General features: G+C 62.8%; 30 protein-coding genes, 1 tRNA gene and 2 pseudogenes. 18 read left to right on the top strand and 15 right to left on the bottom strand.

Going from position 1 to position 25,650, the window contains the following annotated elements; translation table 11 throughout:
• Nucleotides 1-4: 4 nt before the first annotated feature.
• From ihfA to AC2CGW_RS21200, 3 genes are all read left to right on the top strand, one after another.
• Complete coding sequence (gene ihfA / locus AC2CGW_RS21210) at nucleotides 5-307, top strand: integration host factor subunit alpha (protein ID WP_003250679.1); 303 nt, start codon at nucleotides 5-7, stop codon at nucleotides 305-307.
• Nucleotides 288-644, top strand: a complete 357-nt coding sequence (locus tag AC2CGW_RS21205; protein WP_054892048.1) for a MerR family transcriptional regulator — start codon at nucleotides 288-290, stop codon at nucleotides 642-644. Before ihfA ends, AC2CGW_RS21205 begins: the two co-directional genes overlap by 20 nt.
• A gap of 99 nt (nucleotides 645-743) precedes the next feature.
• Nucleotides 744-820, top strand: a tRNA-Pro gene (locus tag AC2CGW_RS21200).
• A gap of 69 nt (nucleotides 821-889) precedes the next feature.
• Here AC2CGW_RS21200 and AC2CGW_RS21195 read toward each other — a convergent pair.
• Together AC2CGW_RS21195 and AC2CGW_RS21190 are read right to left on the bottom strand one after the other, a co-directional pair.
• A pseudogene (locus AC2CGW_RS21195) lies at nucleotides 890-1,123 on the bottom strand (tyrosine-type recombinase/integrase); the annotation flags it as partial.
• On the bottom strand, nucleotides 1,116-1,661 hold the full coding sequence (locus AC2CGW_RS21190) for a phiTE_072 family protein (protein WP_484574550.1): 546 nt from the start codon (nucleotides 1,659-1,661) through the stop codon (nucleotides 1,116-1,118). The gene AC2CGW_RS21190 and the pseudogene AC2CGW_RS21195, both read right to left, overlap by 8 nt.
• Before the next feature lie 114 nt (nucleotides 1,662-1,775).
• Here AC2CGW_RS21190 and AC2CGW_RS21185 point away from each other — a divergent pair, with 114 nt between their 5' ends.
• A complete protein-coding gene (locus tag AC2CGW_RS21185; protein WP_186669103.1) occupies nucleotides 1,776-2,345 on the top strand; it encodes a GNAT family N-acetyltransferase in 570 nt (189 codons plus the stop codon).
• A gap of 54 nt (nucleotides 2,346-2,399) precedes the next feature.
• Here AC2CGW_RS21185 and AC2CGW_RS21180 read toward each other — a convergent pair.
• Nucleotides 2,400-2,997 (bottom strand): annotated as a pseudogene (locus AC2CGW_RS21180) (hypothetical protein).
• Nucleotides 2,972-3,232 (bottom strand): DUF7740 domain-containing protein, encoded by a 261-nt coding sequence (locus AC2CGW_RS21175; RefSeq protein ID WP_484574549.1) that lies wholly within the window; start codon nucleotides 3,230-3,232, stop codon nucleotides 2,972-2,974. The pseudogene AC2CGW_RS21180 and the gene AC2CGW_RS21175 overlap by 26 nt, the downstream one beginning before the upstream one ends.
• An 87-nt stretch (nucleotides 3,233-3,319) precedes the next feature.
• Between AC2CGW_RS21175 and AC2CGW_RS21170 the strand changes: the two genes are divergently transcribed.
• On the top strand, nucleotides 3,320-3,685 hold the full coding sequence (locus tag AC2CGW_RS21170) for a hypothetical protein (protein ID WP_484574548.1): 366 nt from the start codon (nucleotides 3,320-3,322) through the stop codon (nucleotides 3,683-3,685).
• 293 nt (nucleotides 3,686-3,978) lie between these two features.
• Here the strand turns inward: AC2CGW_RS21170 and AC2CGW_RS21165 are convergent, their stop codons facing one another.
• Nucleotides 3,979-4,527, bottom strand: coding sequence for an RNA 2'-phosphotransferase (locus tag AC2CGW_RS21165; RefSeq protein WP_186720786.1), 549 nt, complete (start codon nucleotides 4,525-4,527; stop codon nucleotides 3,979-3,981).
• 153 nt (nucleotides 4,528-4,680) lie between these two features.
• Between AC2CGW_RS21165 and AC2CGW_RS21160 the strand changes: the two genes are divergently transcribed.
• Together AC2CGW_RS21160 and AC2CGW_RS21155 are read left to right on the top strand one after the other, a co-directional pair.
• Nucleotides 4,681-5,031: a hypothetical protein gene (locus AC2CGW_RS21160; protein WP_484574547.1), complete on the top strand. Its 351-nt coding sequence runs from the start codon at nucleotides 4,681-4,683 to the stop codon at nucleotides 5,029-5,031.
• 105 nt (nucleotides 5,032-5,136) lie between these two features.
• On the top strand, nucleotides 5,137-5,655 hold the full coding sequence (locus tag AC2CGW_RS21155; RefSeq protein ID WP_484574546.1) for a GNAT family N-acetyltransferase: 519 nt from the start codon (nucleotides 5,137-5,139) through the stop codon (nucleotides 5,653-5,655).
• Between the two features lie 43 nt (nucleotides 5,656-5,698).
• Here AC2CGW_RS21155 and AC2CGW_RS21150 read toward each other — a convergent pair whose 3' ends face one another.
• On the bottom strand, nucleotides 5,699-6,862 hold the full coding sequence (locus AC2CGW_RS21150) for an AAA family ATPase (RefSeq protein WP_186669116.1): 1,164 nt from the start codon (nucleotides 6,860-6,862) through the stop codon (nucleotides 5,699-5,701).
• A 197-nt stretch (nucleotides 6,863-7,059) separates the two neighbouring features.
• The gene (locus AC2CGW_RS21145; protein ID WP_186669118.1) at nucleotides 7,060-7,755 is read right to left on the bottom strand and encodes a type 1 glutamine amidotransferase domain-containing protein; all 696 of its coding nucleotides are present in this window, start codon (nucleotides 7,753-7,755) and stop codon (nucleotides 7,060-7,062) included.
• Between AC2CGW_RS21145 and AC2CGW_RS21140 the strand changes: the two genes are divergently transcribed.
• The 3 genes from AC2CGW_RS21140 to AC2CGW_RS21130 all read left to right on the top strand — a co-directional run bounded on the left by AC2CGW_RS21140 (nucleotide 7,723) and on the right by AC2CGW_RS21130 (nucleotide 10,443).
• Nucleotides 7,723-8,478 (top strand): AraC family transcriptional regulator, encoded by a 756-nt coding sequence (locus AC2CGW_RS21140; RefSeq protein WP_484574545.1) that lies wholly within the window; start codon nucleotides 7,723-7,725, stop codon nucleotides 8,476-8,478. The genes AC2CGW_RS21145 and AC2CGW_RS21140 overlap by 33 nt on opposite strands.
• A 219-nt stretch (nucleotides 8,479-8,697) precedes the next feature.
• Entirely contained in the window at nucleotides 8,698-9,072 is a 375-nt protein-coding gene (locus tag AC2CGW_RS21135) for a DUF3077 domain-containing protein (RefSeq protein WP_186710119.1), read from the top strand.
• Between the two features lie 135 nt (nucleotides 9,073-9,207).
• Nucleotides 9,208-10,443: a hypothetical protein gene (locus AC2CGW_RS21130; protein WP_484574544.1), complete on the top strand. Its 1,236-nt coding sequence runs from the start codon at nucleotides 9,208-9,210 to the stop codon at nucleotides 10,441-10,443.
• An 11-nt stretch (nucleotides 10,444-10,454) separates the two neighbouring features.
• Here AC2CGW_RS21130 and AC2CGW_RS21125 read toward each other — a convergent pair whose 3' ends face one another.
• Nucleotides 10,455-11,459, bottom strand: coding sequence for a 5'-nucleotidase (locus AC2CGW_RS21125; protein WP_484574543.1), 1,005 nt, complete (start codon nucleotides 11,457-11,459; stop codon nucleotides 10,455-10,457).
• A gap of 339 nt (nucleotides 11,460-11,798) precedes the next feature.
• On the opposite strand from AC2CGW_RS21125, the gene codB reads away from it, so the two are divergent.
• From codB to codA, 3 genes are read left to right on the top strand one after another with little or no spacing between them, the layout of a single operon-like run.
• Nucleotides 11,799-13,058, top strand: coding sequence for a cytosine permease (gene codB, locus AC2CGW_RS21120; RefSeq protein WP_484574542.1), 1,260 nt, complete (start codon nucleotides 11,799-11,801; stop codon nucleotides 13,056-13,058).
• Nucleotides 13,055-14,272: a PucR family transcriptional regulator gene (locus AC2CGW_RS21115; RefSeq protein WP_484574541.1), complete on the top strand. Its 1,218-nt coding sequence runs from the start codon at nucleotides 13,055-13,057 to the stop codon at nucleotides 14,270-14,272. Before codB ends, AC2CGW_RS21115 begins: the two co-directional genes overlap by 4 nt.
• Before the next feature lie 4 nt (nucleotides 14,273-14,276).
• On the top strand, nucleotides 14,277-15,518 hold the full coding sequence (gene codA, locus AC2CGW_RS21110) for a cytosine deaminase (RefSeq protein ID WP_288375149.1): 1,242 nt from the start codon (nucleotides 14,277-14,279) through the stop codon (nucleotides 15,516-15,518).
• A 39-nt stretch (nucleotides 15,519-15,557) separates the two neighbouring features.
• On the opposite strand, the gene AC2CGW_RS21105 is transcribed toward codA, so the two are convergent.
• Nucleotides 15,558-16,040: an Lrp/AsnC family transcriptional regulator gene (locus AC2CGW_RS21105; protein WP_186721003.1), complete on the bottom strand. Its 483-nt coding sequence runs from the start codon at nucleotides 16,038-16,040 to the stop codon at nucleotides 15,558-15,560.
• Here AC2CGW_RS21105 and AC2CGW_RS21100 point away from each other — a divergent pair.
• Together AC2CGW_RS21100 and AC2CGW_RS21095 are read left to right on the top strand one after the other, a co-directional pair.
• Entirely contained in the window at nucleotides 16,039-16,251 is a 213-nt protein-coding gene (locus AC2CGW_RS21100; protein WP_484574540.1) for a hypothetical protein, read from the top strand. The two genes, AC2CGW_RS21105 and AC2CGW_RS21100, sit on opposite strands and share 2 nt — an antisense overlap.
• 81 nt (nucleotides 16,252-16,332) lie before the next feature.
• Complete coding sequence (locus tag AC2CGW_RS21095) at nucleotides 16,333-17,073, top strand: hypothetical protein (RefSeq protein ID WP_484574539.1); 741 nt, start codon at nucleotides 16,333-16,335, stop codon at nucleotides 17,071-17,073.
• On the opposite strand, the gene glcF is transcribed toward AC2CGW_RS21095, so the two are convergent.
• From glcF to AC2CGW_RS21075, 4 genes are all read right to left on the bottom strand, one after another.
• Nucleotides 17,027-18,292 (bottom strand): glycolate oxidase subunit GlcF, encoded by a 1,266-nt coding sequence (glcF, locus tag AC2CGW_RS21090; protein ID WP_484574538.1) that lies wholly within the window; start codon nucleotides 18,290-18,292, stop codon nucleotides 17,027-17,029. The two genes, AC2CGW_RS21095 and glcF, sit on opposite strands and share 47 nt — an antisense overlap.
• A gap of 9 nt (nucleotides 18,293-18,301) precedes the next feature.
• The gene (gene glcE / locus AC2CGW_RS21085) at nucleotides 18,302-19,354 is read right to left on the bottom strand and encodes a glycolate oxidase subunit GlcE (protein ID WP_484574537.1); all 1,053 of its coding nucleotides are present in this window, start codon (nucleotides 19,352-19,354) and stop codon (nucleotides 18,302-18,304) included.
• Entirely contained in the window at nucleotides 19,354-20,853 is a 1,500-nt protein-coding gene (gene glcD / locus AC2CGW_RS21080; RefSeq protein WP_484574536.1) for a glycolate oxidase subunit GlcD, read from the bottom strand. The genes glcE and glcD overlap by 1 nt, the downstream gene beginning before the upstream one ends.
• A 70-nt stretch (nucleotides 20,854-20,923) precedes the next feature.
• Nucleotides 20,924-22,012 (bottom strand): AbrB family transcriptional regulator, encoded by a 1,089-nt coding sequence (locus AC2CGW_RS21075; protein ID WP_411382753.1) that lies wholly within the window; start codon nucleotides 22,010-22,012, stop codon nucleotides 20,924-20,926.
• 116 nt (nucleotides 22,013-22,128) lie between these two features.
• On the opposite strand from AC2CGW_RS21075, the gene AC2CGW_RS21070 reads away from it, so the two are divergent.
• Nucleotides 22,129-23,031 carry a LysR family transcriptional regulator gene (locus AC2CGW_RS21070; protein ID WP_186669135.1) on the top strand — a complete coding sequence of 301 codons (903 nt, stop codon included), beginning with the start codon at nucleotides 22,129-22,131 and terminating at the stop codon, nucleotides 23,029-23,031.
• 105 nt (nucleotides 23,032-23,136) lie between these two features.
• On the opposite strand, the gene AC2CGW_RS21065 is transcribed toward AC2CGW_RS21070, so the two are convergent.
• On the bottom strand, nucleotides 23,137-23,349 hold the full coding sequence (locus tag AC2CGW_RS21065) for a hypothetical protein (RefSeq protein WP_484574595.1): 213 nt from the start codon (nucleotides 23,347-23,349) through the stop codon (nucleotides 23,137-23,139).
• 392 nt (nucleotides 23,350-23,741) lie between these two features.
• The gene (locus AC2CGW_RS21060; protein ID WP_186711385.1) at nucleotides 23,742-24,194 is read right to left on the bottom strand and encodes an Lrp/AsnC family transcriptional regulator; all 453 of its coding nucleotides are present in this window, start codon (nucleotides 24,192-24,194) and stop codon (nucleotides 23,742-23,744) included.
• A gap of 110 nt (nucleotides 24,195-24,304) precedes the next feature.
• Here AC2CGW_RS21060 and AC2CGW_RS21055 point away from each other — a divergent pair, with 110 nt between their 5' ends.
• Together AC2CGW_RS21055 and AC2CGW_RS21050 are read left to right on the top strand one after the other, a co-directional pair.
• Nucleotides 24,305-24,919: a LysE family translocator gene (locus AC2CGW_RS21055; protein ID WP_186669137.1), complete on the top strand. Its 615-nt coding sequence runs from the start codon at nucleotides 24,305-24,307 to the stop codon at nucleotides 24,917-24,919.
• Between the two features lie 88 nt (nucleotides 24,920-25,007).
• On the top strand, nucleotides 25,008-25,640 hold the full coding sequence (locus AC2CGW_RS21050) for a LysE family translocator (RefSeq protein ID WP_186669138.1): 633 nt from the start codon (nucleotides 25,008-25,010) through the stop codon (nucleotides 25,638-25,640).
• Nucleotides 25,641-25,650: the final 10 nt, after the last annotated feature.

Here is a 25,650-nt window from a genome sequence, read left to right as displayed (position 1 = left end):
CGGCATGGGTGCTCTGACGAAAGCTGAGATGGCCGAAAGGCTGTACGAGGAGCTGGGGCTTAACAAGCGCGAGGCCAAGGAGCTGGTCGAGTTGTTTTTCGAAGAGATTCGTCACGCGCTTGAGGAGAACGAGCAGGTCAAGTTGTCCGGATTCGGCAACTTCGACCTTCGCGACAAACGCCAGCGGCCGGGCCGCAACCCCAAGACAGGGGAAGAGATCCCGATCACCGCGCGGCGCGTCGTCACCTTTCGTCCAGGGCAGAAACTGAAAGCCCGGGTTGAGGCCTATGCTGGAACCAAGCCATAACGACGAGCTGCCCCCCATTCCGGGCAAACGCTACTTCACCATTGGTGAAGTCAGCGAGCTCTGTGCGGTAAAACCGCATGTGCTGCGTTACTGGGAACAAGAGTTCCCGCAGCTCAACCCGGTCAAGCGCCGCGGAAACCGACGGTATTATCAGCGTCAAGACGTGCTGATGATCCGCCAGATCCGCGCCTTGCTGTATGACCAGGGCTTCACCATCGGCGGTGCGCGCCTGCGCATGTCCAGTGATGAGGCCAAGGATGACACGACCCAGTACAAGCAGCTGATTCGGCAGATGATTGCGGAGTTGGAGGATGTGCTGGTGGTGTTGAAGAAGTGACCTGCTTGGCGATGAGTGGATTTTTTTAAAAAAAAGCTTCCATTATTCAAAAGGTTAGGTTAGATTTCTTACCGTTCTCAGCGGTATTGAGAATAGAGTCGGGGCGTAGCGCAGCCCGGTAGCGCACTTGCATGGGGTGCAAGGGGTCGAGTGTTCGAATCACTCCGTCCCGACCAATAATCCCAATGACTTAGCCACCTTAGGGTGGCTTTTTCATTTCTGCGTGTGGGGAGTTTTTCGGGACTTCATCCGATTTTCCTCTTCAAGATCGTCAACACCGGCCCGCGAGAGTCAGTTGTTGATACCATGTTCGCAGCCTCAATCAGCTTGCCCAGCTCAGCGCCGGAATAGTGGCTGGTGATGCTGCCGTTCTTGTGCCCGAGCAGTGACTTCCGATCTTCTTCAGTAACGCCTGCGGCGCGCAGTCGGCGACCGAAGGTGTGCTTCAAGTCATGAATCCTGATCGATGCGTCAGGCGGCGATCGGGTACTGCTTGGCCAGGGCCAGCTGCACTGTCGCGATGATGCGGCAGAGGTAGACCCAGTCCGGGTTGGGGTCCATGGCGTCGGCCGGCAGGTTCCACCAGTCGTCACCGAACACGCGGTGCATGAACTCGCGGTGGGCGCCGCCGCACTCATCAAGCGAGCTGGTGTGGCGAACATCCTCGGCCTCGTCGAGCATGTTCCGGGCGTCTTCTGCGTCCAGGTCCCGGTCACGCCGCATTTGCACGATCACCTTCCGCGCTTTGTCGGCCAGGGCCTCGGCGCTGAACCGGCGAGAGCTCAGCGACCGGTCGAAGTAGCCGATGATGTAGGCGTCGTGCAGCTTGCAGAAGAACTGGCCGATGGTCAGGCCATCCCACATGCCGCCCCAGTAGGCGTGCCAGGTCTTGTCGTAGCAGCTGACGGTGATCTTGCCTTTGCAGGGTTCGAAGTCTTCGAGGTAGACGCTGATCGGGTCCAGGCCTTCGGCGCCGGTGATCAGCAGCTTGGTGACGGTCGAGGTCTCGACTTGCATTGCGGTACTCCATGCATGCGCCGCCCTCCGTGGCCGGATGCGGCATGGGTTAGATGGTAAAAATGGGCAGCGCCTGTGTTAACTTAACGACACATTGTCAGCGGACTTATCGAAGTGCTCACAGTATTTCCCGAGTTTTTGTTAGGAAGAATTTCACTTAGAAAGATACTTCCTTCACACATAAGCGATGTGTACAAGGCGCTTTCCAACCCCCAAGTGATCGCCCACTATGGTGTTTCATATTCGAGCCTTGCCGAGACTGAAGAGCAAATGCGGTGGTTTGAGCGGATCGTCACCGAGAGGTCTGGCATATGGTGGGGAATATCACTAATCAACAACCAATCATTGATAGGGGCTTGCGGCTTTAACAATGTGTGCCATGACCACCGAAAAGCAGAGATAGGGTACTGGTTGATGCCGGAGTACTGGCGTCGCGGTCTACTATCTGAGGCTCTGCCGTCAATGATTGACTACGGATTCAACACAATGGGCTTGCACCGTATTCATGCAGATGTTGAGCCGGAGAATGAGCCCAGTTGCGCTCTTTTGAGGAAGTTTGGATTCAAGCTTGAAGGGACTTTGCGCGATGTGGAATTCAAAGATGGGAGGTTCTTAAGTCTCCATCAATATAGTTTGCTTTCTACAGACTCTAGACTGCGCCTAGATGACGCCCTCAAAAAGTAGTCGTTGATAGCTCAGGTGTTGTTGCTTAGTGAGGCTAGTTGTGCCTTGCCCGGTTCACATGGGAAAAGCGCGCCCATTGTGGACGCCACGGTCATAGGCAGAATCTTCGCTGGCAAGTTGTAAGGCAACAGTGCGGACTAAGCCAGGTGCGATAATCTCGTCGCCCGGATCATGCCGAATCATCAGCATGCTTTTCCGGTCGAAGGCTAGGGCCAGGCGCGGCGAAATGCATGATCTCATGCCGCGGCGGGGTCAGAAACTTCGCCGCGTGCTGCCGGCCAAGGACATGGATGCCGTGAACCAGCGCTTCGATGATCTGCCCGTGGGTAGCATCGGCCCACCCGCAAATCGCTCGCAGGTGCTGGCCTGTTCGCTTCCTGGCCGAAAGCCGCAACGACTCGGTGCGCGCCACATTCCGGTGAGCTTCGATTTCGTGGCGCGTGATCCTGAACAGTGCATAGTGCCCAAGCGCTTCGACGTGATGAATCATCAGCGTCATCGCCTCGCCCTGTTCCTCGATCCCGGCCCACTCCATCAGTTACAGCAGGGCCTGTTTAGTCCCTGGTCGAACCTTCAAGCGCAGGTCTTCTTCCTGCAAGCGCTCGGCCTTGGCCCTGCGCTTTTCGTCACGCTGCTGCTGCGTCAGAGCCATCATCGCCTCCATTGCGCACAAAGCGGGTGCCTGGGGCGTACTCCAGCAGGTCGCACACCCGGTTGATGATCTTGAGCGCGGCATCGAACACCTTCGCGTCGTCCGGCTCGCGGGCCAGGCGCTTCATGTTCGGCTGGTGCTCGAGGCAGACCTTGTCGACCAGGCGCCGCGCCAGCCTGCGGAGGTGATCGGCGCTGTCGTGCACGCGCAGGCTTAGCGCGAAGGCCAGGGCCACGTCATCAGGCCGGTACTGGCCGCCACTGACCTGTTTGTGGTTGGGACCGTGCTAGGCACTGGAGCGGGAAGTGACAAGGCTAATCGTGTGCTGGTCGCACGCGAACTCACCCGCCAGATCGGCAGCCGAAATGAGGAAACCCGAGCCGCCACCATCAATGCACTTCTGGACAAGGTGGCACCAGGCGAGCGGACCCAGGACTTTGAGCTCGTCGCTCGAAGCCTGACTGCCATCGGGGCAGACGATCCGGAAAAAGTGCTCGGCATCTTGAGCGTGATGAATCGCGCCAACCTTGTGCAACAAAGCCAGCAAAACATCGTCCCTGCCGTTTGGGCCGGCTATGTACTGATGGGGGCACTCGCGACCACGCTGACTGCCACTCAGTTACCTCCCGAGCGCCAGCCCGACTTGTTCCTATGGAGATACACACACAAAACGCAATGTTGGTACTGAGTGTGTCATTGCTCATTTATTCGCGACTGTTAATAATTTTGAATGAAATGTGGCGCCGCCATAGGGGCTAGCCTAGGTGGCGTTCATGTTGATAGGGGAATTGTTTTTCGGATGCTGCAAGAGCCAGGACAAGCTTCAAGGGGGTGACGAGTATGATGTACTTTACGGAAGTTTAATTGCTGATGCCTGGGTTATAGGATGTGAGTAAGCTGGCTTTAGTTGATCCCATTAATCGTGATGCTTTTCATTCCCTCGAAACTTTTTTGTCAGAGTGAAGCCATTTACCGCTCCTGCTACCCTCGACTCCAATAGCCCACCGGTACCTCATTCACCAACCACACACCATTGTCCGCTTGGTAGAAACGCGCGCCGGCTTCGCGCATCTTCGATGTATTTATCACCAGCAATACGGGTTCTCCGTAGCGTCTACCCACGCCCAGCGCCGTTTCTGGGTCTTCACTCAGGTGCACATGGTGGCGAGAACCGGCAACCAGACCCTGTACCTCGATGGACGCCATGAAACGGCTGGCGGTTCCGTGGTAGAGCAGGGCGGGTGGGGTCTTTTCGACATGTTGGAGGGCGACCTGAGTCGTGCTGTGGCCTTGGGCGGCGCGGATATATCGCGCATCGTCCGAAAGGGTGAAGCGCTTCTTGTCGTTGGTTTCAACCACGTCGCGCAGGGCGGCGCGGTCAAAACTGCGTCCTTGCTCAGCGGCATTACGCAATAGTGTATCCACCTCGGCCCAACCTTCGCGGTCCAGGGTCAAGCCGATGGAGTGCGGAGCATGGCGTAGCACATAGCTGAGATACTTACTGAGTTCGTCGCGTTGTTTCTTGTTCAAGGCAATGATCCTTTTGTCTTAATCCTTTTTTTAGCGCGGTGATTGTGATCCCTAACATGCCGCTGCTCAAGTAGTGCCGCTCGCTTGACGGCCACCACGCACGCCTTTAATGTCCCGGCGCGTCCATCCGGGCAAACCTCAAAAGGAGTTGTAATGAACACGATGTCATTGTGCGGCGGTGCCTTGCTCGGGCTTTTCATGGTCGGTTGCGCGGTGCAGGACAAGCTCGACACCAGTCGCCTGACCCGTTTCGATGAGTACCACGCCAACCTTGAGGCCAATGGTGCGCGCTATAGCCTCGATGCCTACATCATTCCGTTCTACCAGCCGTTCTTCATCACCGTCGAACGTGACGATGGCAAGCCGATGGAGCTCGCCGAAGCGGCTGCGGTCGCTCAGCCGTATATCGTACCGCGGGGCTGCACTCAGCCTGCCGTGCGGCGCCCTGATCTGGACCGCAGCAATGCGGCCAAGACCCAATGGATCGTTGGCATCGAATGCTAACGCCAGTGGCAGCGCCACTTCCGAAGCGGCGCAGCAAATAGTCAAAGCCTTGCTGATACTAGGGGGCTCCAGGCTTTCATCCCGCGATCCAGATTTCGGGTAGCTATGTTTACGACTGTCCGCGTTGCTGTGCCAGAGGATGCGAGCCTCTTACTCTCAATCGAGCGTTCTGCCGCGCAAGCCTTTCGTGTGTTTGAAGGGTTAAGCTGGCTCGCTGATTCTCCTCCTATGCCGGTTGAACGGCATCTTGAGCTCATCGAGCGCTCGACGTGCTGGGTGGCCATCGATGCTGAAAATCGTCCGCAAGGATTTCTCAGTGCCGATATCTACGGTACAGACCTTCATATCCATGAACTTTCCGTTCGACACACCCTGCAAGGGCAGGGCATAGGGCGACAGCTCGTTCAAGCGGCGCAGGCTTATGTTGAGATCAATGAGCTGCATGCGCTGACTCTCACAACTTTCAAACACGTACCGTGGAATGCTCCATTCTACGCTCGTCTCGGTTTTCAGATTGAATCCGACCAATGCGTCGATGAAAGGCTGTCAACACTGTTGAATGAAGAGTATGAACACGGATTTCCCGTGGGAAACAGGTGTGCAATGGTCTGGAGAGCGGGCTAGCAATGTTGAAGAGTGGCACTGGGAGCGGTGGTGTTTCGAAGGCTCAGTCCACCCACCGCCACAGCGGCTCATCCAGCAACCCGACCCCACGCAACTGCGTCTGCCCCTGATCCTTCTCAAGCTCCAGCACATTGCACCCCTCACACGCGGTCAGCGCGTCGATCAGCGGCCTGCTGTGCGACACCACCCACACCTGGCTGCGTTGCGAGGCGCGGATGATCAAGCGCGCCAGCGCTGGCAGCAGGTCGGCATGCAGGCTGGTTTCCGGTTCGTTGAGCACCATCAGTGACGGTGGTCGAGGCGTCAGCAGGGCCGCGACCAGCAACAGGTAACGCAAGGTGCCGTCCGACAGCTCCGTCCCGCCCAGCGGGCGCAACAGCCCGTGCTGGTGAAGCCTTACGCTGAACAGCCCGCCGGGTGGTGCATCGATCTCCAGGCGGCTGCCGGGAAATGCGTCATCCAGCGCGGCAACCAGGTCTTCGACGTCACCAATCTCGATGATGGTCTGCAGTGCCGAGGCGAGGTTGCGGCCGTCGTGGTGCAGCACGGGTGAGCGGGTGCCCAGTTGCGGTTGGCGGCAGGGGGCGTCGCGGTCGATGCGGAAGTGATCGTAGAAGCGCCAACTGTTGATGAACGCGCGCAGCTCGCCGATTTCCGGGGCCTGGCGGGGGCGGCCGACGATGTTGAAGAAGCTTTCGCTGCTGTCGGCATGCTGGTCGAGTACGGACCAGCTGTTGCCTTCGCGGGCACGTACCAGGGCGTTCTTGCGCTCGACCAGCAGGGAGGAGGGGCGGTAGGCGCCGGCGCCCCAGATGGCTTCGCACTTGATCTCGGGGTCGAGCATGAAGGCGCTCGGGTAGGGCAGCGGGATGGGTAGGCCCAGGGAGATGGCGAAGCCGAAATCCTCGGTGGCGAAGCCCAGGCGCAGGCGTCTGACGTCGGTCGGGTGCTGGCCTTGGATGGGCACTTCGCCGCGCTTCATGCGGGCGCTGGTTTCCGGGCCGGCCCACCAGGTCGAGTCGAGGCCGCCTTCGCGGGCGAGGGCTTCGATCACGCCGCCTTGGGCGGTTTCGGCCAGCAGGCGCAGCGCTTTGTACAGGTTGGATTTGCCGCTGCCGTTTGCACCAGTCACCAGGTTGAGTTGGCCTAGCGGCATGACGAGGTGCTTTATCGAGCGGTAGTTGCCGATGGCGAGGGTGGTGAGCATGCGGGGCGTCCTGGCTTGGGCATGAGGGGCGATTGTCACCGATGCTGGGTGGGGTTGCCAGCCGCCGGGTGGCGGTGATGTGAATCCGTTTGTATCGGTTGTGGGGGACGGCACCGGCTTTGCCGGTGATCGCGGGACGAGCCCGCTCCTACAGGGATCGTCATCTGCGGGAGCGGATCGCGCCTGTGCCATTCGTCTCAGGCGCCTGGCTCGTGCGCCAGACGTTTGAGCAACGCCTGCGCCGCTGCTTCGGACGAAGCGGGATTCTGGCCGGTAATCAGGTGGCCATCTTCGACCACGTAGCTCGCCCAATCAGCTGCCTTTGAGTACTCACCGCCGTTGGCCTTGAGCATATCCTCCACCAGAAACGGCACCACATCGGTCAACCCGACAGCTTCTTCCTCGCTGTTGGTAAAACCGGTGACGCGCTTGCCTTTCACAACCGGCTGGCCGTCCGCTGCCTTGACCTGCTTGAGCACGCCCGGCGCATGACAAACCGCAGCGATGGGTTTGTTCGAGGCATACAGGGCTTCGAGCAAGGTGATCGAATCCGTGTCCTCGGCCAAGTCCCACAGCGGCCCATGACCACCTGGATAGAACACGGCGTCGAAGTCGTAAGGGTCGATTTCTCCCAACGGAATTGTGTCGGCCAGGGCCATCTGCGCCTTTGTGTCTTGCTGGAAGCGGCGCGTGGCGTCGGTCTGGGCGTCGGGCTCGTCGCTCTTCGGGTCCAGCGGTGGTTGGCCGCCTTTGGGTGAGGCGAGGGTGATCTGTGCGCCTGCGTCGATGAACACGTAGTAAGGGGCGGCAAATTCCTCCAGCCAGAAGCCGGTTTTCTTGCCGGTGTTACCGAGCTGGTCGTGGGATGTCAGCACCATCAGGATCTTTTTCATACGGAACATGCCTCCGGGTTTTCATGGGCAGCGCGCCTTTCGCCCTGCGTTAGTGTGGGAGGCCCAGGACTGGCAGATGTTCCATCGGGTGATTTTCACAACGTTTCACAGGTACGCTATGGCCAGACGCAAGGCCCAGCGGACATGTGCTCGTTGGGTGGCTCCTTCGCGTTCGACGACACCGATCCGGCGTTACTGATAGCCCTGCTGCCCATCGTCGTGCATGTCAGGAGCTCGGTGCGCTTGTCGCAGTTGGTGCAGATGGTCAGCGAGGAGTCCGTGGAGCAGAAGCCAGGCAGCGAGTTCGCCTTGTCGCGCCTGGTCGAGTTGTTGCTGATCGAAGCCATGCGCCTGGTCGCGATCGAGAATGCCCCGGTCGAGTTGCTGCGGGGGCTGGCGGATGGGCGCCTGGCGCCGGTGATGAATCAGTTGCACGCACGTATCGATCACCCTTGGAGTGTCGATCAGTTGGCGAGCATTGCCGCGCTCTCTCGCTCGGCGTTCTTCGAGCGCTTCACGCGAACGGTGGGCGTGGCGCCAATGGCGCATCTGCTGGCCTGGCGCATGGAGGTCGCCAAGCAGTTGCTCAGGGCCCGGCAGTTGTCTGTCGCCGAGATCGCCGAGCGGGTGGGCTACGGTTCGGCCAGCGCGTTCAGCGTGGCGTTCAGCAAGCATGTCGGACAATCGCCCAGCCGTTTCCGGTTGCCTGAACAGATCAGATAAGCGAGGTGGAAAGGGACGAATGTGCACAAATATCGTGAAACTTCCTATTGTCGCGTAGGGTATTTCTTGGGATCACGTTTCCCTGGGTTGCGCTGTTGTGCAGGCCCGTCTGGCCTTCTAATCTGCCCGTGCCCGCCGCATTTCATCTTCACGCTTTCAGCTTACGGGCAGAGACTCACGCCGGGTTCGCGTGGGTCGGGCTACAGGCGTGCGGGAGAGATGCGGCGGGCACTTTTCAATCCAGCGCTGGAAGCGCTACCGATTCTCGATGGGGGACGCATGGATAACGACGATCAATCGAACAGGAACGCTGGCCTGAAAGTGGTCAGCGCAGTACCGCGCATCCGCCGCCCACCGCGGTTGGCCTGGGTGCAGGCGATACCCGGGCTGCCGCCCAAGGAAACGCTGATGGAGGTTTCGAGCATGCTGGGGTGCGTGACCGAACTCACCCATCGCGCCCTCAACACGCCGCGCGACGCCGAGCCCCTGATGCGTGCCATGTATTACCTGAGTGGCATGAGCAAGGCGATGATCGACGGGCAACTGGCGATCGTTCGCGGGGAGGTAGCGGTCGATAAAGGGAGTGACACCTAGGGGCTTTCGTCGCGAGCGCTATCAAACCCAGCATTGGATGCAGGGTGCATCGCAGAGGCCCGAGCTGGGAACTATCGCCCGCAGGCGTGATAGATTCCCGGGCTTTGTGTTACAGACCATGGACAGGCGAGTGAAATGAGCAATACCCCGCAACCTACTCCCCGTGCACATCGTGTGCGCCCGACCTTCGCCCAGGTATTTCGCAAGAATCTAAAGCGTGTGCTTGAGCACTGGACACCCTTCACCGTGACTTTGGTCTTCTTCGGGACCTTCCTCGGCAGCCTCAGCCTCTACATCTATACCCGCGCCATCGGTCGCGCCGACCTGTTCATGTCGGCGCTGGATTCCAAGTCGTCACTCGCCGCCTGGATGTTCGTGGTCGTCGCGGTCATGTTCTCCCACCTGATCATCCTGATGGGCTCGTCGTGGCTCTACGGCACGGCGGTATCGCTGTTCGGCAGGGTGCGCTGGCTCACCCGCCATGTCGCGCTGTGGCTGGTGATTCCGTTGGCGGTGGGCTACGCCGCCTTCATCGTCCTGGGCTTCTTCTACCACCGAATGCTCAGCCCCGGCGTCGCCATGCTGTTGATCTCGGCAGCCACCTTGCTGGCGTTCGCCGCGCTGTTCTTCTCCCGGTCGTTCAGGTCGTTGTTCGTTCTCGCGGCGCCGAAGAACAAGGGCAAGGCCGATCGCTGGTTTCTCGGGATATTTCTTTCGTTCACCCTGGTGTTCGCCGTCATCGCCAGTTCGTTGTCGATGCTGTTGATCATCGACACCTACGTCGGGCGGGATAACGAGGCGGCGGTGTCGTTCGTGGCAGGCTTTTCACTGTTCACGCTGCTGATGAGCCTGCTGCCTTCGATGTTGTACTTCGTGTTCAAAGGCGATATCTACCGCAAAGTCGCCGCAGGCATCGGCGGCGCCCTGCTGTTCTTCGTGATCTTTCTCACCACCGCCAAGGGCGCGATGTCGAGCATCACCTATTCGGTGGCCGGCAGCCTGGAAGTACGCCAGGGTTTCTCCCAGCGCTACGTGCTCGATCGCCAGGTGACACTGGCCGATATCGATCCGCTGCTCTGGCACAGCCGTCTGCGTCACGATGGCAAGGTGCAGGTCAGGGCCTACCAGCTGTTCGCCTTCGGTGACCTGCTGTTGCTGTGCCCGCACAGTTTGCTCGGGGCCAGGCTTCACCAACTGCCTGACTACACCCGCCAGTGCATCTTCACCCGCAGCAGCCAGGTGGAGCGCTTGCCGCCGCTGCTGTTGCCAATCGTGCAGCGCGAGCCGCAACGGGCGCAGTGGCAAGAGGCGGCGGACCGGCGAATGGGCTGGCAGCAAATACGTGGGCAAATGCTGCAGGACAAGCGCTAGGCATGCGGCCTTTATCGGCCTGTCGCCTGTTCACTCGTAGCTTCGCCAGTGCCATGAGTCATTACCTCCTGCACTGGCTGGCTGGCGACGTTGCGGTTGGCCACCCCGAACGGCACATGCACCATCGGCAGGTTACCCGCCGCCGAGCTCAGGTGGCTGCGCTGGTCATCGAAGAACATGTGCGGCTTGAGAATGGACAGCACGCGGCCCTTCTCCATCCCGCCCAGAAAGAACGATTCATCTGGCGAAACGCCCCAGTTTTTCAAGGTGGTCACCACGCGCTCATGGGACGGTGCGTTGCGCGCGGTAACGATGGCAATGCGCAGGATGCGCTTGTAGTCAGGGTCTTGCGCAAGCTTCTGGTCTTCCAGGGTCCGGATGTGCGAGAGCTTGCGGTACAGGTCTGCCAGCGGTCCCGGCTGATGCGGGATAGCCTTGCGGGCGAACTCGTGGGCCTGGAAGTCGTGGAGGTTGTTGTGCTGCTTGTAGACCGTCTCGGCTTCGTCGTCGGCGATCACGCCGTCGAAGTCGAAGGCTACGCGCAGTTCGGTGTCGATCTCGTCGTCGTAGATGCGTGTGGGCAGCACCAGGCCGGCCGGATAGTCGGCGTCGATGGCGCGCTGCACGTCTTCTTCGTTGGCGCTGAGAAACAGCGACGCGTTGAACGCCGGGATGTATTCGTAGGGCGAGCGGCCAGACATGAATGCCGCGCGGGTGATGTCCAGACCGTAATGCGTGATCGAGCGAAAGACCCGCAGCCCGGTTTCGGGCGAGTTGCGCGACAGCAGCACCACTTCCACCGGCAGTTGCCCGGGGAAGGCCTTGTTGATGCTCAGGAAACGGCGGATGAACGGGAAGGCCACGCCTCGGGGGAACGGATTGTCGAGGTTCGCTTCATGATGCTGGCGATAGGCTTCGACGCCTTCGCTTTGATAGATGTCGTCGGATTCAGCGAGGTCGAACAGCGCACTGGAGGCAACGCCGACGACAAGTTTCTGTTCGATGGGGTAGGGCATGGAGAAGTCCTGAACCGAGAGGTATCACCGAGACCTGGCGCGGTGCGGCCAGGATTGTACTGCCAAGGAAGGATAGCCGTGATGCTCAAGGTGTTCGTCGGCACAAAGCGCTGGAAATCCCCGGCGTGCTGGCGCAAGTCCGCCACCCAAAGGTGCACGCGTGCGTCAAAATGAGATATAAAGCCCACAAAATTTTCCAGAAATCAATAAATTATGTGCACATAGCACATGAATGGATATCGCTATAGCCCAACTCCCAGCCTGATCATCGTCTACCCTGAATCCGGCCCAGTTATTGCTCCGCCAGCGCCAACCCCCTAACACTGGAACACTATAAAAATGAGCTCACCCGGCGAATTCCCCCTGACCGAAGCCCCCCAGCACGCCCGCAAGGGCCTGCTGCCGATTGCCATGGTCCTGTTCAGCTTCACCTTCTTCACCGGCACCATGTTCGCTGGCGGCAAGCTGGGCATGGCCTTCAATTTCGTCGACATGCTGTGGATCGCCACCATCGGCAACACCTTGCTGGCGATCTATGCGGCAACGCTGGCTTTCATCGCCTCGCGCAGTGGCCTCAACACGGTGCTGATGGGGCGTTTCTGTTTTGGTGAGTCGGGCAGTCGGCTCTCCGATTTCCTGCTGGGCTTCGCGGAACTGGGCTGGTACGCCTGGGGCACGGCGACGGTGGCGATCGTGCTGGTCAAGCTGCTGGGGCTGTCCGAAGGCCTGACCATCCCCCTGATGGCGTTGTTCGGGCTGGGTTTCAGCATCACCGCGATCATTGGCTTCAAGGGGCTGGACTGGCTGTCGCGGCTGTCGGTACCGCTGATGTTCGTGCTGCTGGTGATTTCGATGGTCATCGCCACCCGCTATGTGGGTGGCTTCGAAGGGCTGATGGCCGTGGTGCCGCACGAGACGATGAGCTTCTCGGCAGCGGTGACCATGGTCTTCGGCACTTTCGCCAGCGGCGCGACCCAGGCCACCAATTGGACCCGCCTGTCGCGCAGTGGCCGGGTGGCGGTCACGGCCAGCGTGGTGGCGTTCCTGGTGGGCAACGGCCTGATGGTAGTGGCAGGCGCCTGGTGCGCGATGGTCTACCAGCAGGCCGACATCGTCGAAGTGATGATGCTGCAGGGCCTGTCGTTCGCGGCGGTGGTGATGCTGTGCCTGAACCTCTGGACCATTCAGGGCCCGACCATCTACAACGTGGCCGCGGCGACCTGCCACCTGGTGCGCAGCGAGCGTCGTCGTACTGCGACGCTGGTGGCGGCCGGCGTGGGCATCGTGCTGGCGATCGGTGGCATGTATGAATGGCTGATCCCGTTCCTGGTGCTGCTGGGCTCGATCATTCCGCCGGTCGGCGGGGTGATCATGGCCGACTTCTGGTACCGCCACCGTGGCAAGTACCCGACCCTGGCTTCGGTCAGCATGCCACGCTACAACCGCGCCGGTCTGTTCGCCTACGCAGTGGGGGCGGTGCTGGCCTACAGTTCGCCGTGGGTCGCCCCGCTGGTGGGTATCGGTGCTTCGGCGCTGTGCTACATCGTCCTGCTTGAAGTCGGTGCGCGCGTGCGCCCCGTGGCACAGGCCAAGCCGTGAGCCTGGCACTCGATGAGTTGCTGGGGCTGCCCGGTCTCGAAGAGATGACCGTGCGAGCCGGTGCACGCAACCTGCAGCGGCGGGTGCGCTGGCCGTATGTGGCGGAGAACGAAGGCATTGCCGAATGGGTGATGGGGGGCGAGCTGGTGTTCGTCACCGGTATCAACCATCCGCGTGGCGAGGCCAACCTGCTGAGCCTGGTGGAGGATGGCGACGCTGTCGGTATTGCCGGCCTGGTGATCCTCACCGGCGGCAGCTTCATCCAGCATATTCCGGCGGCGGTGGCCGAGCGTGCCGAGCAACTGGGGCTGCCGCTGATCGAGCAGCCCTACGCCTTGAAGATGGTGGTGGTCACCCACCTGATCGGCACGGCGCTGGTGCAGATGGGGCAGGTGCGGCGCTCGCGTGACGACATCCTCGGCCAGCTGTTGACCGGCGACTACCCGAGCCTGGCCATTGCCCGCCAGCGGGCTGCACACCTGCAACTGGCGCTGGACGAGCCCCGCCGTGTGGTCGCGCTGCGACTCTCGGCAGTCGATGGCCTGTTCGAGCGGCATCGACCGGAGCAGGCCGAGCGCCTGTGGCAGAACACTCGTCAGGCGCTCGAAGAACAACTGGAGGCCTGGTGCCGCACGGTCGCCGGGGCGGTCATGGCGCAATTGCCGGGTGACCTCTTCGTGCTGCTGTTGGCCGACGCCCCAGATTTGCGCCCAGCGCTCGCAGCCTTGTATCGGCAGCTGTCCGAGGTGACTGGCGAGATGGCGCTGTTCATGGGCCTGTCGTGCCTGGCCGAAGACTGCGCCCACTACCGCCAGGCCTTGGGAGAAGCGCGCCAGGCCCTCGAGGTGGCGCAGAACATGCGCCCGGCAACCGGCCTGTGCGATTTCAGCGAACTGGGTGTGTTGCGCCTGTTGCAGGGGATTACCGACCGTTCGCTGATCGACAACTTCGTTGCCCAGACCCTCGGCCCGCTGATCGAGACCGGGCGCAAGCATCCCTACGCTCTGGTGCACACCCTCGATGTGCTGCTCAAGGAAAACGGCAACGGCGCCCAGGCCGCGCAACGCCTGGGGGTGCACCGCAACACCATCATCCAGCGTATTCAACGCATCGAGCAGTTGAGCGGACAGTCGCTCGATGACACGCTTTTCCGCATGAACGCTTCCGTCGCGCTGCTGATCTGGCGCATGAGCGAAAGCCAAGGCAAGGAGTAACCCCATGAACATCATCAACGCCCGCCTGCGCGGCAAGACCGGCCTGTTCCGGATCGAGCTCGAGGGCGATCGCATTGCCGCCATCGAACCCCAGGATGCGGCCGTCGCACTGGGCAACGCCGAGGACATCGACGCGGCGCAGAACCTGGTGATCCCGCCCTTCATCGAACCGCATATCCACCTCGATGCCACTCTGACTGCCGGCGAGCCGCGCTGGAACATGAGCGGCACGCTGTTCGAGGGGATCGAGTGCTGGGCCGAGCGCAAGGCCATTACCACCCACGAGGACATCAAGGCCCGTGCCAAGAAGACCATCGGCGCCTTGGTCGATCACGGCATCCAGCACGTGCGCACCCACGTCGATGTCACCGACCCGACGCTGGTCGCGCTCAAGGCGATGGTCGAGGTGCGTGAAGAGGTCCGCCACCTGGTCGACCTGCAGATCGTCGCCTTCCCTCAGGAGGGGATCGAATCGTACGCCAACGGTCGCGCCCTGATGACAGAAGCCGTCGCTCTGGGTGCCGATGTGGTCGGTGGCATCCCTCACTTCGAGAACACCCGTGACCAGGGCGTGTCGTCGGTGAAGTTCCTGATGGACCTGGCCGAACGTACCGGCTGCCTGGTGGACGTGCACTGCGACGAGACTGACGACCCGCAGTCGCGTTTCCTCGAAGTGCTGGCCGAAGAGGCGCGGGTGCGTAACATGGGCGAGCGCGTTACCGCCAGCCACACCGTGGCCATGGGCTCCTACGACAACGCCTACTGCTACAAGCTGTTCCGCCTGCTGAAGATGTCGGGTATCAACTTCGTGTCGTGCCCGACCGAGAGCATCCACCTGCAGGGGCGGTTCGACAGTTTCCCCAAACGTCGCGGCGTGACCCGGGTGGCAGAGCTCGATCGTGCAGGCATGAACGTGTGCTTCGGCCAGGACTCGATCGTCGATCCGTGGTACCCGCTGGGTAACGGCAACATCCTGCGCATTCTCGAAGCGGGCCTGCACATCTGCCACATGCTCGGCTATGAAGACTTGCAGCGGGCGCTGGACCTGATCACCGACAACAGCGCGCGTACCCTGAACCTGGGCGAGCGCTACGGCATTGAAGTGGGGCGCCCGGCGAATCTGCTGGTGCTGTCGGCGCCGGATGACTACGAGATGATTCGCAGCCAGGGCCATGCGCTGGTTTCGGTACGGGGCGGCAAGGTGTTGATGCGCCGTACCCCGGCACAGATCGAGCGATTCGCCTGAAGCGCTGTGTGGGGGCAACGGTTTGTTTGCCCCCACACATCACTGTTCACCCACCGCCTGCGGCAGGTGCCCGAGCGGCAGGCCAGTCTGCTCCTTCACCGTGGTGATCGCAAAGTTGCTGCGGATATCCGTCACCCCCGGCACCTTGAGCAGCGCCTCCATCAGGAACCGCTCATAGGCCCGCAGATCCGGCACCACCACCTGCAACAGAAAATCCGACTCCCCCGACACCAGGTGGCACGACACCACTTCGCTCAACGCCGAGACCGCCTGGCGAAAGGCGACAGACGATGCTTCGGTGTGCCGCTCCACCTTCACGCCAACGAATACTGTCAACCCCAGCCCCACGCCATCGCGGTCGATCTGTGCCTGATAGCCACGAATGATTCCGGCTTCCTCCAGCAGACGTACGCGGCGCAGGCAAGGGGAGGGCGACAGGCCGACTTCCTCGGCCAATTGCACGTTGGTCAGGCGTCCGTCGCGCTGCGTTGTTCTGCTCGTGTCGATGCTGGCGGTGACCATGCTCACCTATCTGGGCACCGGTGTGGTGACGTTGGCGATGCTGCCCAGGTTCGGCGTGGTGGCCCTGGCCATGCTGATCCCCACGGTACTGGGCGCGCGGGTCTACCTGGGTATCAGCGAGGCGGCGTTTCGCCGGCTGGTGCTGGGGCTGCTGACCTTGTCGGGGATAGCCATGCTGGTGGCGTCGGTGCCGGTGTTGCTGGGGCGCTGAACGCTTGCCTATGGGCGCTTTACTTGGCACGCTTGGCCCCGGTCTTCAACCGCACACGCCGCGATACAAGGAACCGCCAAGGTGAGTTGGGAAAAAGTCGGGAAAGCCCTTGCGGGCCTGCTGGTCATCGTCGTCGCTGTCGTCGTGTTGTATGCGTCGCTCAAGGATGATCGAGGCCTGAAGGCCTATGTCGCCTACGAGGCCCTGACCTATCCCAGCCAGTTCAACGAGCGCATCGGCCAGGCCCGTGAGCAACTCAAGTACGAACGCCTGTTCGCCGGTGTCGAGGCGCTGGCCAAGGGGGCGTTGAGCCGTGACCAGGTCGAGGCCTTGGTGGCCCAGGCGCAGACGCCCTACATGCAGTTGTTCGCCAAGCCCTTCGAGGCGGGGTTGGTGGACCATCGCACCGGGCTGTTCATCACCTTGCGCAACACCCGCGACACGCCGCTCAAGCAAGTGCATATCCGCCTGCCGGCCAAAGGCCTGGTACAGGTGCGCGATGACGCCGGGGACGACAGCATTCCCGAGAACGCCACCAACATCATCGAAATCCCGTCCATCGAGGCCGGCGGGGTGTGCCGGGTGTGGGTGTACTTCGATGCCGACTTCCCGCAGATCACCCAGGGCGGCATCAGCATCGTGCATGCCGAGGGCCCGGCGGATATCCAGGTGATACGCCAGGTCAGCGGTTTCCAGGCGCTGATGGCCCGTTATGGGCAAGTGCTGATCGGCCTTGTAGTGGCGCTGGGCACCCTGGTGCTGGGGCTGACCTGGGTCATCCTGCGTCAGCGCCGTCGTTTGCGCCGGCTGCGCAACTGCTGATATCGGGGAGTGCCTCGTCCACCAGTTCGATCCAGTGCCGCACCGGCGTTCGCCCGGCACTGTCGAGGTGGGACTGACAACCGATGTTGGCGGTGACGATCACCTCGGGATTACCGCTTTCCAGCGCATTCAGGCGGTTGTCGCGCAGCTGCTGCGCCAATGCGGGTTGGGTCAGTGAATAGGTGCCCGCCGAGCCGCAGCACAGATGGCCGTCGGGCACCGGGGTCAGGTTGAACCCCAGGCGTTCGAGCACTCCCTCCACGGCTCCCCCGAGCTTCTGTGCATGCTGCAACGTGCATGGGCAATGGACGGCCAGACGCTGCTCGGCTTTGATATCCAGGTGCTCCAGCGGCGCATCGCGCAAGACCTCCACCAGGTCGCATGCCAGTGCGCTGACCCGCGCGGCCTTGGCAGCGTAGGCCGGGTCCGTCGCCAGCAGGTGCCCGTAGTCGCGCACGAAGGCGCCGCAGCCGCTGGCGGTCTGAACGATCGCTTCTGCGCCGTTCTCGAGGGCCGGCCACCAGGCGTCGATGTTGCGCCGAGCGCGATCAAGGCCGGCGGCCTGCGCGTCGAGGTGGTAGTCCACGGCGCCACAACATCCCGCTTCACGGGCTGCGATCACCGAGATCCCCAGGCGATCCAGCACCCGCGCGGCTGCCGCGTTGGTGTTGGGCGACAGTGCCGGTTGCACGCACCCTTCGAGCATCAGCACCCGACGTGCATGTTGTACGACGGGACGTGGTTTGGGGGCACGCGCCTGGCGCGGCAGCTTGGCCTGCATCGGCTTGGGCAACAGTGGCCGAAAAGCCCTGGCTGTGCGGGTCAGGGCCTTGAACAACGCAGGCCTTGGGACGAACAGGCGCAATCCTTGGCGTGCCAGACGCTCGCCCAGAGACCGCTGCACCTGCGCGTCGACCACGGCACGACCGATGTCCAGAAGGTTGTGATAGTCCACCCCGGAAGGGCAGGTGGTTTCGCAGTTGCGGCAGCTCAGGCAGCGGTCCAGGTGGGTCTGGGTGCTGGCTGTGGCCGGTTGGCCCTCGAGTAGCAGCTTGATCTGGTAGATGCGCCCACGCGGCCCGTCCAGCTCATCGCCCAGCAACTGATAGGTCGGACAGGTGGCAGTGCAGAAGCCACAGTGCACGCAACTGCGCAGGATACGCTCGGCCTCATCGGCCCGTGGCAGGCGCTTGGCCTGTTCGCTCAGGTTGGTCTGCATGTTTGGCCCTCACAGGTCGGCATACAGGCGACCCGGGTTGAAGATACCGCTCGGGTCGAGCTGCTGCTTGAGGTTGCGCTGGTAACGTAGCAGTGGCTCGGCCAGCGGATGAAAGCTGGCGCTGTGGCAGGCATGCAGGGTGGCATGACCGCCGAGGTGCGCGACCGCCTCACGGATTACTGCGGGCGAAGCGGCGGACTTCAGCCAACGCTGGGCGCCGCCCCAGTCGAGCAACTGTCGGCCGGGCAGGCTGAGCGATGGGCTGTTGTGCGGCAGCGACAGGCGCCACAAGGGCTCGTCACCGGCGAAGAAGGCCAGGCGCTGTTCGCGCAGGTCGTGCCAATAGCGGTTGTCCAGCAGCGTACCGCCCAGGCGCTCGGCGGCAGAGGCCACGGAGCCTTCACCGCCCTCCAGGCGCAGGTGCAGGACTTCGCCGTCATGGCAGGCAGCCGTGATCGGCAGGGCTTGCTGACCCCAGGCCGCCAGCTCATCCAGGGCTTGCCGAAGGCCCATCGTCAGGCACAGGCTCTGGCAGCTGCGCGGTCGCGGCAGGACTTTCAGCGATACCTCGGTCAATACCCCCAGGCAGCCGAAACTGCCGGCCAGCAGGCGCGACAGGTCGTAGCCCGCGACGTTCTTCATCACCTCGCCGCCAAAGCGCAGCAGCTTGCCGTGCCCGGTGATGACGCGGGTGCCCAGCACATGGTCGCGTACCGAGCCCGCCCAAGGCCGGCGCGGCCCTGCCAGCCCGGCGGCGACCATACCGCCCAGTGTGGCGCCGTCGCCCAGGTGCGGTGGTTCGAAGGGCAGCATTTGCCCGGCGCTGTGCAGTGCAGCCTCGATCTCGCGCAGCGGCGTGCCCGCGCGTGCCGTGATCACCAGCTCGGTGGGGTCGTAGCTGACGATGCCGCGATGGCTGCGGGTGTCGAGGGGCCGGCCGTTGACCGGGCGCCCGAGCATCGCCTTGCTGTCGCTGCCCTGGATGCGCAGTGGCGTGCAGTCGACCAGTGCCTGGCGCACCTGCTCCAGCAGGGCCGAGCTGTCGTCGTGATCCTGATCCATCAGAAACGCTCCAGGTCGGGGAAGGGCAACTGGCCGTGGTGCACATGCATCGCGCCGAATTCGGCGCAGCGCTGCAGTGTCGGGATGTTCTTGCCAGGATTGAGCAAACCCAGCGGATCGAAGGCGTGCTTGACGGCATGGAACAGCGTCAGCTCGTCGGCGTTGAATTGGGCGCACATCTGGTTGATCTTCTCGCGCCCGACGCCGTGCTCGCCGGTGATGCTGCCACCCACAGCCACGCACAGTTCCAGGATCTTGCCGCCGAGAGCCTCGGCACGCTCCAGCTCGCCGGGCTGGTTGGCGTCGAACAGGATCAAGGGGTGCATGTTGCCGTCGCCGGCATGGAACACGTTGGCCACGCGCAGGCCGTGCTCGCGCGACAGCTCGCCGATGCCGTGCAGCACCCCCGGCAGCGCCCGGCGCGGAATAGTGCCGTCCATGCAGTAGTAGTCGGGGGAAATGCGCCCGACCGCAGGAAAGGCGTTCTTGCGCCCGGCCCAGAAGCGCACGCGCTCAGCCTCGTCGCGCGCCAGGAGCACCTCGCTGGCGCCGGCTGTCTTGAGCACGGCCTCGACGCGCAGGCAGTCGTCCTGCACGTCAGCCTCCACGCCGTCGAGTTCGCACAGCAAGATGGCGGCGGCCTCGACCGGGTAGCCTGCGTGGATGAAGTCTTCGGCGGCCCGTAGCGACAGGTTGTCCATCATCTCCAGGCCCGCGGGAATGATGCCTGCGCCGATGATGTCGGCCACCGCACGACCGGCCTTTTCCACGCTGTCGAAACTGGCCAGCAATACCCGCGCCACCTGTGGCTTGGGCAACAGTTTGACGGTGACCTCGGTGACGATGCCCAGCAAGCCTTCGGAGCCGGTGAACAGCGCCAGCAGGTCGAACCCTGGGGCATCCAGGGCATCGCTGCCCAGCGTCAGGTATTCGCCCTCGATGGTGAGGATTTCGACCTTGAGCAGGTTGTGCACGGTCAGGCCGTACTTCAGGCAATGCACGCCCCCTGCGTTTTCCGCGACATTGCCGCCGATCGAGCAGGCGATCTGCGAGGACGGGTCTGGGGCGTAGTACAGCCCGTGCGGTGCTGCGGCCTGGGAGATGGCCAGGTTGCGCACGCCAGGCTGAACCCGGGCGAAGCGGCCTGCGGGATTGATCTCAAGGATGCGGTTGAAGCGTGCCATCACCAGCAGGATGCCCTGTTCCAGCGGCAGGGCGCCGCCCGAAAGGCCGGTCCCGGCGCCCCGGGCCACCACCGGCACCTGGTGCGCGTGGCAGATCTTCAGCAGCGCCTGGACCTGTTCCAGGCGTTGGGGCAGCACCACCAGCAGTGGCACCACGCGGTAGGCGCTGAGGCCGTCGCACTCGTAGGGGCGCAGGTCTTGTGCGGTGTGCAGGATGTCGAGGTCGGGCAGAGCACTGCGCAGGGTGTCCAGCAGCGCGGCCTTGTCGACCGTGGGCAGGGCGCCGTCCAGGCGCTCGTCGTACAGGATGTTCATGGGGCGGACTACCAGGCACTTGTCGTTGTTGTGCGGGGAAGGATAGCTACCCCTCGGCCTAGTGCACCCTTCAGTGGGCGTTCTGTGTGAGGCGAATGATCTGCCGGGCCAGATACGCACCGGTCAGGATCACCCCGAACAGGCGCAGTGTCTGCATCGCCAGCACCATGCCGACATCGGCGTGGGTTTCCACCGCGATGATCGCCATCGCATCCAGGCCGCCGGGGCTGGTGGCCAGGTACATGGACAGGAAGTCGGTGCCGGCGACCCGCGCCAACAGCCAGGCACAGCCTGCGCAGAGCAGGATCAGCACCACGGCGCCGGCGATCATGGTCGGCAGACGCTTCCACACATAGCGCACGGTCTGGCGGTCGAAGCGCAGGCCGATGTAGCAGCCGATGGCACCGTAGGCGATGGCCAGCACTTCGCTGGGCAGGCTGACGTGCAGCAGGCCCGTCAGTTGCAGCACTGCGCCAAGCATCAGCGGCATCAGCAGGGCACCGGCGGGCATCTTCGCGCCGACGGCTACGCCCACCAGCACCACGCCCAGGCCGAGCAGCAGGTTGCCCAGTTGCACGCTGTCGGCGGCCACCGGCACCTGGGCCACGTCGCTGGCAACACTGGTGGCGCCGAGCAGATGGCTGACCAGCGAGCCGATCATCACCACGCACACCACGCGCACGTATTGCATGGTCGCCACCACGCGCCCATCGGCGCCGTTGTCCTCGGCCATCGACACCATCGCCGAGGCCGCGCCGGGTGCGGTGCCCCAGGCCGCCGTGCTGCCGGGGATGTCGCCGAAGCGCACGGTACCCAGGCCGACCAGCGCGCTGAGCGCGACGGTGGCGAAGGTGGCGAACAGCATCAGTGGCCAGGCGTCGGCCAGCGAGGCGAGCACCGGCCAGGTCACCGAGTGGGCCACCAGCAGCCCGACACAGCCTTGGCCGAAACGGAACACCTGGCGATGCAGGCTTAGTTGCGCGCCGGATACACCGAAGACGATGGCCACTAGCATGGGGCCGAGAAACAGCCCGGCCGGCACGGTGAGGGCGTGCAGGATCTGCCCGGCGGCGCCGGCACAAAGGATCAGCGCGAGCCATTGCAGGATCAGGGTTGGGGACGGGTTCTTTGCTGCTTGGGGGGGTAGGGTGGGGGGCAAGTCGATCTCCCTTCACGGCGAGAGCCAGAGATGGCTGACAGAGAAAATTATCGACCTGTGGATTGATCAAGTCTATTTTCTACTTTCTATGAATCCATAACTGAAATTCATCGATCATGGACCTACGTGACCTGACCTATTTCGCCACCATCGCCGAACTCGGCCACTTGGGGCGCGCCGCACAGCAACTCAACCGCAGCCAGCCGGCGCTGAGCAAAAGCATCCAGCGCCTTGAAGAATCCCTGGGCGCGCGGCTGTTCCAGCGCGACGGAAGGCGCATCAAGCTGACCGATGCCGGCGCTTTGTTGCTGGCGCGTGGCAAGCAGTTGCAGGTGAGCATCGCCGAGACCGAGCGTGAAGTACGCGACTTCGCCAGCGGCCTGGTGGGCAATATCCGCCTGGGCTGCGCGGCGAGCATGGCCGAGCACCTGCTGCCGCAACTGACCGCTTCGCTACTGGAGCGGGCGCCGGAGCTGACCTTGAAGCTGTCGATCGGCCAGGACGACATGCTCAAGGACTCGCTGCGCTCAGGCCGGCTGGACGCGATCATCTGCGGCCTGATCGTCGACGATCCGCAGTTCCGTTCCTACCCCATCCTGCAGGACGAAGCGGTGGTGGTGGCCAGCGCCGATCATCCGGTGTTCTCGGGTGAGGTGCAGTTGAAGGACCTGTGCACCTACCGCTGGGTGCTGGCGGCACCGACGGTGACGGCGCGGCGCTGGATCGACAATGTGTTCAGCAGCCATCAGTTGCCGCTGCCCGAGGTGCAGATCGAGACCAACTCGATTTCGCTCCTGCCCCGGCTGATCGCCAAGACCCGCCTGCTGAGCTTTGCCGCGCGCGAGACGCTGGAGCACGGGCTGGGCATGGCATGGTTGCGCGAAGTGCCGCTGGAGGCCACCACCATGCGCCGCACGGTTGGGGTGACTGTACGTGCCGAAGGGTATCTGCCGCCGGCGGCGGGGGCGATGGTGGAGTTGCTGAGAAATGCCGGGGATGGGTTCTTTCGCGGGGATTGATGGCTGATAGTGCACCGCAACCCGAGACTTGCGGGGGCTTTTGTGGGCGCGGCGGTTCGGCGCCCCGACTTGCCCGCGATGGGCCGCACAGCGGCCCTGGCGATCTCAGCCTTGAACGTGCTGCTCGACCCCATCCAGCAAGGATTCGACCAGCGCCTTGCAGGCATCGAGCCCATGATCATTGCTCAGCAGCAGATCCCGACAGATGCCGGTGGCCAGTTCCATGGCGGTCTGGTTTGCCGCTGAAGCGCCTTTGAGCAGGGTGGACAAGTGCACCAGCGCGTCTTCGGCCGTGACACCGGCACAGACCGCAAACAGTGCACGATGGCTACCGTCGCAGCTACCGAAATGCGCAGGCGCGGTGGTGGGTGTAGGGGGATCGGGCAAGCCTTTCGTCATTGTGTCGCTCCTTGATTCAATGGAGCCGCCACTCAACGTGACCAAACGAATGGGTGGCGACTGTACGCGGGTTGGTCAACCGGGAATCAAGGAAACCGGCGCGCACGGAGGCGCCCCACGCACAGCCGCCATAGATCGAGACAGCTGGGGGTATATACCTCCTGCTGAAACGCATAGCGTCGCTAAGTGCGCCTTGATGATTCCAGGTGACCAAACCCGACTGCTGGACTTACAGCAGCGCGCAGAGGTTACCGGTCCGAGGGAAGCGTTTCAAGGCGGGGCCACCTCCAGATACATTTCAGGGTGCTCACTCACATGGGCAACAACCGATCCTGGATCACTTCCTTCATCACCAGCGTCGAGCTCAGCCGTTTCACATTGGGAATGCTGGTCAGCACCTCGTCATACAGCTTCTGGAACGCCGGCAGGTCCTTGGCCACCACATGCAGCAGGTAGTCCGGGTCGCCGAACAGGCGCTGTGCCTCGACGATCTGCGGCACCTCGGTCACCGCGGCCTCGAAGTCGGCCACTGGCTGGCGGGTCACCTCGCGCAAGGTGACGAACACCAGCGCCGCAAAGTTCAGGCCCACCGCCGACGGCGCCAGGCGTGCGTGGTAACCGAGGATCGCCCCAGACGCTTCCAGCGCCTTGAGCCGGCGATGGCAGGGTGAAAGGCTCAGGCCGACACGATCGGCCAGCTCGGTGACCGACAGACGACCGTCCTTTTGCAGTTCGGCAAGGATTTTTCGATCAGTGCGATCCATGGGGGAGAATCTTTCAAGTTGTTCAAGGTTGTCAGCAATATACGAAAGATAATCCCCGGGCGGAATCCGTAATCTTCCTTTCAACCAGACCCCTGAAAGGAACACCCGAAATGACCCTCAGTGTATTGGCCGCGTTCTGGGCCGTGTCGTTGCTGTTCGTCATCACCCCCGGCGCCGACTGGGCTTACGCGATCTCGGCAGGCATGCGCGGGCGTTGGGTGATGCCGGCGGTGGCCGGAATGCTGTCGGGGCATTTCATGGCCACCCTGGTGGTGGCGGCCGGGGTCGGCAGCCTGATTGCCGGGCACCCGCTGGCGCTGATGCTGCTGACCCTCGCCGGTTGCCTGTACCTGCTCTGGCTGGGCGGCAACCTGTTGCTCAAGCCGGCGGCGCCACAGGCGGGGCTGGAGCTGGCAGGGGAGACCGGTTCGCGCTGGGCGCTGCGCGGGTTCTGCGTGAGCGGGCTCAACCCGAAGGTGTTCCTGCTGTTCCTGGCCTTGTTGCCGCAATTCACCGACCCGACCTCAAGCTGGCCGTTGCCGCTGCAGATCCTCCTGTTGGGCCTGGTGCACCTGTGCAGTTCGCTGGTGATCTACCTGATGGTGGGCTACGGCGCCAAGGCCGTGCTGGGCACACGGCCGCAGGCAGCGAAGATCGTCGGCCGGGTCTCCGGCGCGGTGATGATCGCGATTGCGCTGGGCTTGATGCTCGGGCAGCTTGGTTGAGCGCAGCACCTTGCACTGACGGGCGTTCCAAGGTCGGCCCCACTGCGGATACACTCTGCGCTCTCTCCGCACGCCAAGGATGCGCCCGATGCCTGAGTCCTCCCACCTGCTGGCCTTTGCCCTGATCGCACTGGGCATGGTCCTGACCCCCGGACCGAACATGGTCTACCTGATTTCCCGTTCGATCTGCCAGGGGCGGGTTGCCGGGCTGATTTCCCTGGGCGGTGTCGCCCTGGGCTTCGTGTTCTACATGCTCTGCGCGGCGCTCGGTATCACTGCGTTGGTGATGGCCGTGCCCTATGCCTACGACGCATTGCGCATCGGCGGCGCGCTGTACTTGCTGTACCTGGCCTGGCAGGCGCTCAAGCCCGGAGGACGCTCGCCGTTCCAGGTCCGCGACCTGCCGGCCGACAGCCCGCGGCGGTTGTTCATGATGGGCTTTCTGACCAACCTGCTGAACCCCAAGATCGCGGTCATGTACCTGTCGCTGATGCCGCAGTTCATCGAGCCGGGCCACGGCAGCGTGCTGCTGCAATCGCTGGTACTGGGCTCCACGCAGATCATCATCAGCGTCACGGTCAATGCGATCATCGCCCTGATGGCCGGTTCCATCGCCGTGTTTCTTGCTGGGCGCCCGCTGTGGCAACAGGCACAGCGCTGGTTGATGGGCACGGTATTGGCCGCGCTGGCGGTGCGCATGCTGGCTGAAGGGCGTCGCTGAACGCGCTGAT

The sequence above is a fragment of the Pseudomonas sp. SYWMCR5 genome (assembly GCF_057197165.1).
This window is presented reverse-complemented; position numbering and strand designations above follow the sequence as displayed.